Source organism: Mycobacterium sp., assembly GCF_019243155.1.
In the GTDB taxonomy this organism is placed as follows: Bacteria; Actinomycetota; Actinomycetes; order Mycobacteriales; family Mycobacteriaceae; genus Mycobacterium.
The window spans coordinates 1-4610 of sequence record NZ_JAFAUS010000377.1 but is presented as its reverse complement, the minus strand read 5'-3'; the positions used below and the strand labels follow the sequence as shown (position 1 = coordinate 4610).

The 4610-nt window shown below is 68.5% G+C and carries 5 protein-coding genes; 2 read left to right on the top strand and 3 right to left on the bottom strand.

Going from position 1 to position 4610, the window contains the following annotated elements:
* From JOZ00_RS19655 to JOZ00_RS19645, 3 genes are all read right to left on the bottom strand, one after another.
* A partial coding sequence (locus JOZ00_RS19655) for a serine hydrolase domain-containing protein (protein WP_293346677.1) occupies positions 1–495 on the bottom strand: 495 nt, incomplete at its 3' end.
* Between the two features lie 39 nt (positions 496–534).
* Positions 535–1644, bottom strand: a complete 1110-nt coding sequence (locus JOZ00_RS19650; RefSeq protein WP_293346674.1) for an MBL fold metallo-hydrolase — start codon at positions 1642–1644, stop codon at positions 535–537.
* 5 nt (positions 1645–1649) lie between these two features.
* A complete protein-coding gene (locus JOZ00_RS19645; protein WP_293346672.1) occupies positions 1650–2381 on the bottom strand; it encodes an enoyl-CoA hydratase in 732 nt (243 codons plus the stop codon).
* 27 nt (positions 2382–2408) lie between these two features.
* Between JOZ00_RS19645 and JOZ00_RS19640 the strand changes: the two genes are divergently transcribed.
* Together JOZ00_RS19640 and JOZ00_RS19635 are read left to right on the top strand one after the other, a co-directional pair.
* Positions 2409–3881, top strand: a complete 1473-nt coding sequence (locus JOZ00_RS19640; RefSeq protein WP_293346670.1) for a carboxyl transferase domain-containing protein — start codon at positions 2409–2411, stop codon at positions 3879–3881.
* A gap of 115 nt (positions 3882–3996) precedes the next feature.
* Positions 3997–4610, top strand: a 614-nt coding sequence (locus JOZ00_RS19635; protein ID WP_293346668.1) for a hypothetical protein, incomplete at its 3' end; no start/stop codon positions are given.

Below are 4610 nucleotides of genomic sequence, written 5' to 3'. Positions count from 1 at the left end.
GTGCGAATACAGGTCGGCGACGGTCAGATGGCTGGTGACGTAGGGATCGTTCACCGTGAACCACGGCAGCTTGGACGCCACGGGCATGTCCCAGGTGACGGCGTTGTCGGTGACCTGATGCGCTATCACCGTGGAGCCGACCGACTTCGACACCGAGGCCAATTGGAAGACGGTGTCGGCGTCCACCTTGTTGTCCGCGCCTTGCCCCTTGGTGACATCTTTGACGCCGAAACCCTTGGCGTACATCACCTTTCCGCCGTGAACGATGGCCACCGCCATTCCCGGGATGCCGGTGCTTTTCAACAGTTCGTTGACGAGGCCGTCGACTTTGGAGACGGCTTCATCGATGCGGCCGGCGGGGATCGCCAGGCCAGAGACCTCGTTGGGTGGAGCGTCAGACTTCACAGACGGCGGGCTGGATGCGGGCTGCGCCGGGGAACATCCGGTCAACGCGAGCAGCACGGTGACAGCGGCCGCGGCCGCGCGTTTCGCCATGGCGGAACAGTACCGCGAGCGGGTGGCCCACCCCTGGGATCACAGCCGCCACCACGGGTTCGATGTCGCCGGCGCCGCCGGATCGATGCGTTGACCGGGCGCGGGCACCGCCACGTTGACGTGGGCGGGCTCTGCGGCGGCCAGCAGGCGTTCAACCGGCTCGGCCCACGGGTGGGGCGCCAGCCGGAACGTGCCCCAGTGGACCGGCACCAGCAATCCGCCATCGGTGATGTCCAAGTGCGCCCGGACCGCCTCCTCCGGATTCATGTGGACGTCCGGCCACGCCGTGTTGTAGGCCCCGATGGGCAGCAGGGTCAGGTCGAACGGTCCGTGGTCGGCGCCGATCTGCTCGAAGCTCTTGGTGTAGCCCGTATCACCGCCGAAGTACACGCGATGGTTCGGGCCGATGAACGCCCACGAAGCCCACAGCGTGGTGTTGCGATCCAGAAAACGTCCCGAAAAGTGCCGCGCGGGCACGCAGATCACGGTGAGCCCGTCGACCTGAGCGCTTTGATGCCAGTCGAGTTCGACGATGCGGTGCTCGGGTATCCCCCACGCGCGAAGGTGCGCACCCACGCCGAGCGGCACGAAGAAGGGCGCTCGCTGCGTGCGGGCCAGCGCCATGATCGTGTCGATGTCGAGGTGGTCGTAATGGTCGTGGCTGATCACCACCGCGTCGACGGCGGGCAGCCCTTCCAGTTGCAGCGGCGGTGGGTGCAGCCGGTGCGGCCCGACGATGTCCGACGGCGAGCACCGCTCGCCCCAGACCGGATCGGTGAGCACGCGGTAACCGTCGATCTCCACCAGCGCCGTCGAGTGGCCGAGCCAACTGACCGCGAGCCGGCCGGGGTCACTGTCGAAGATTCCCGGCGCCGCCAACGGAATTGGGCCTTTCGGCAGGCTCCCGCTCCGGTTGCCCATGAGCTCCCACACGATGAGCCCGAGTTGCTGCCGATCCATCTTGGTGATGGAGGCGGGGTCGAGGTTGACGAACGCGCCGTCGCGATAGTTCGGCGAGTTCCCCGCGACCGCCTGGATCGAAGCGGGGTCAGCGCCTAAGGCGGCCGGCGCGCCGTGCAGCGCGCGCACCATCCAGCTTCCAGCCGCCAGCGACGCCGTACCGGCGGCCAGTCGTAGCGCCCCCCGCATGTCTGTCAGGCCCCTTGGAACCTGGGCGGGCGCTTCTCGATGCGGGCCACCTGGGCTTCGATGACGTCCTGACTGCCCCAAGCCTTATCGAAGAGTTCCTTGTGCACCGGCCCGGCCTCCTCGATGGCGCCGTCGTCGTTGAGTACCCGCTTGGCGTGCTGCAGCGCCAGCGGTGCGAGGCCGGCGATCTCGGTGGCCCAGGCCTGCGTGTCGGCGAGTGTCCCGATGCGGTTGGCCATTCCGGTCAGCAGCGCCGTCTCGGCGGTCAATTTCTCCGCCGTCAGCAGCATCGCGCGGGCCCGGCCGTGACCGACCAGCGAGGACAGTCGCCGGATGCTCCAGTTGTCAAGCGCGAGGCCATATTTGGAAGTCGGAAACTGAAAGAAGGCGTCCGGCGCGACGACCCGCAGGTCACATTGCATGGCGAGCTGCAGGCCGGCGCCGATGGCGGGGCCGTTCACCGCGCCGATCACCGGGATCAGCGTCGCGTCCAGGACCCTGTGCAGCTCGATGAGCCGGTCGGGATAGTCGGCGGCGAACGCGTCGCCACTCAGGTCCGCCCCCGCACAGAACACCGTGCCCTGGCCGGTCAGGACGATCACACGCGTGGAGCCGTCACCGGCCTTGACCACGGCTTCCCGCAGCTCCTCGACGAGCTGGGAGTTGAGCGCGTTGCGCCGTTCAGGGCGCTGCAACTCGATGGTCATGACACCTTCGGCCTGGGTAACACCGATCATGGCAGCCACCCTATATAGCCTTTTATCGTGAGTCGTATTACGGCTGGTCAACTTCAGGATGCGGTGCTGGACGAGGGTTCCTTCATCCGCTGGGACAGCGACCCGCTGTCCATGCCCGTCAGCGAGTCCTACGCGCGCGAGCTGGCCGACGCCCGGGCCGCCTCCGGTCTGGATGAGTCGGTGCTCACCGGCGAGGGACGGATATTCGGGCGCCGGGTGGCCGTGGTGGTCTGCGAATTCGGCTTCCTCGGCGGCTCGATCGGAGTGGCGGCGGCCGAACGGATCACTGCGGCCGTGCAGCGCGCGACCGCCGAGCGGCTGCCGCTGCTGGCCTCGCCGAGCTCGGGCGGCACCCGGATGCAGGAGGGCACGGTCGCGTTTCTGCAGATGGTGAAGATCGCCGCTGCCGTCCGGCTCCACAAGCAGGCGCACCTGCCCTACTTGGTCTATCTGCGCAACCCGACCACCGGCGGAGTCTTCGCGTCGTGGGGATCGCTGGGCCATGTCACGCTCGCCGAGCCGGCCGCCCTGATCGGCTTCCTCGGACCCCGCGTCTACGAATTGCTCTACGGCGAACCATTTCCCGAGGGTGTGCAGACCGCGGAGAATCTGCAGCGGTACGGGGTGATCGACGGCGTCGTCGCACTCGACGAGCTGCGCCGGACGCTGGACCGCGCGATGACGGTGATCGTCGACGCTCCGGAGCCGCTGCCGCCGGCGCAACCGGACGAACCGACGCCCGACGTGCCCGCGTGGGACTCGGTGGTGGCGTCCCGGCGCCTGGACCGGCCGGGCGTCGGACTCCTGTTGCGACACGGCGCCACCGACCTGGTGCTGCTGTCGGGGACCGGACAGGGGGAGGCGGCGATGACGTTGTTGGCACTGGCCCGCTTCGCCGGCCAGCCGGCGGTGGTACTCGGCCAGCAGCGCGTGATGGGCGGGCTGGTGGGGCCCGCGTCGCTGCGCGAGGCCCGGCGCGGCATGGCGCTGGCGGCCGAGCTGTGCCTGCCGCTGGTGCTGCTGATTGACGCCGCTGGGCCCGCGTTGTCGGCCGAGGCCGAACAGGGCGGCCTCGCCGGCCAGATCGCCCAGTGTCTTGCCGAGCTGGTGACCCTGGACACCCCGACGGTGTCGGTGCTGCTGGGCCAGGGCAGCGGCGGACCGGCGCTGGCGATGGTGCCCGCCGACCGGGTGCTGGCCGCGCTGCACGGCTGGCTGGCCCCGCTGCCACCGGAAGGCGCCAGCGCGATCGTCTTCCGCGACACCGACCATGCTCCCGAACTCGCTGCGGCACAAGGCATTCGGTCGCAGGATTTACTGGAGTCCGGGATTGTCGACGTCATTGTGCCGGAGCATCCCGATGCCGCCGACGAGCCCGTCGAGTTCTCTCAGCGGCTGTCGCGCGCGATAGCCGCTGAGCTGCACGCGCTGCGGGCGATTCCCGCACCCGAGCGGTTGGCCGCTCGGCTGGGACGCTACCGCCGCATCGGCTTGCCGTAAATCGCGACCGCGCCCTGCCCCGCGACACGTAAACCACGCACACGACACGCCGATTCGGGTGTCCGTGGCTTATGTCTCGCCAAAACTGATCGGCAAGCCATGACGTCTTACGCGCATGGACGATGCCTTCAGGGGCAGCGAGGCTTTGCGCGAAGGGAAGCTCACCCGGTATCAACTCAGGGCCGGGTTCCGCGCCATCTATCCCGACACCTATGTAGCGCGTCACGCGACACCCTCGCTACGGCTCCGTTCGGAAGCGGCGTGGCTATGGTCGGGTCGCCGCGGTGTGCTGGCCGGGCTCGCCGCCGCGGCGCTGCATGGTTCCGAATGGATCGATGACGACGAGCCAGTTGAACTGATCTACCGAAACCAACACCCGCCCGTTGGCATTGTGACCCGCAATCACCGCTTGCCGAATTGCGAAATCACTTGTATCGCAGGCCTTCCGGTGACATCCGCAGCACGAACCGCCTTCGACCTGGTGCGACGACTCCCCACCGGCGAGGCAGTCGCGCGCCTTGATGCTCTGCTGCGAGCCACCTCGTGCCGCGTCGAGGATGTGCTGCTGCTGGCGGAACGCCACCCGCGAGCCCGCGGCCTGCGTCGGCTGCGGACGGCGCTTCCGCTGGTCGATGCCGGTGCGGCATCACCGAAGGAGACTTGGTTGCGATTGCTGATGGTCCGCGCGGGCCTGCCCGCCCCCGAAACTCAGATTCCCGTCGTCAAGCA

Coding starts and splice junctions, on each gene's coding strand:
- JOZ00_RS19645 (WP_293346672.1), bottom strand. CDS start 2,381: ATGATCGGTGTTACCCAGGCCGAAGGTGTCATGACCATCGAGTTGCAG.
- JOZ00_RS19650 (WP_293346674.1), bottom strand. CDS start 1,644: ATGCGGGGGGCGCTACGACTGGCCGCCGGTACGGCGTCGCTGGCGGCT.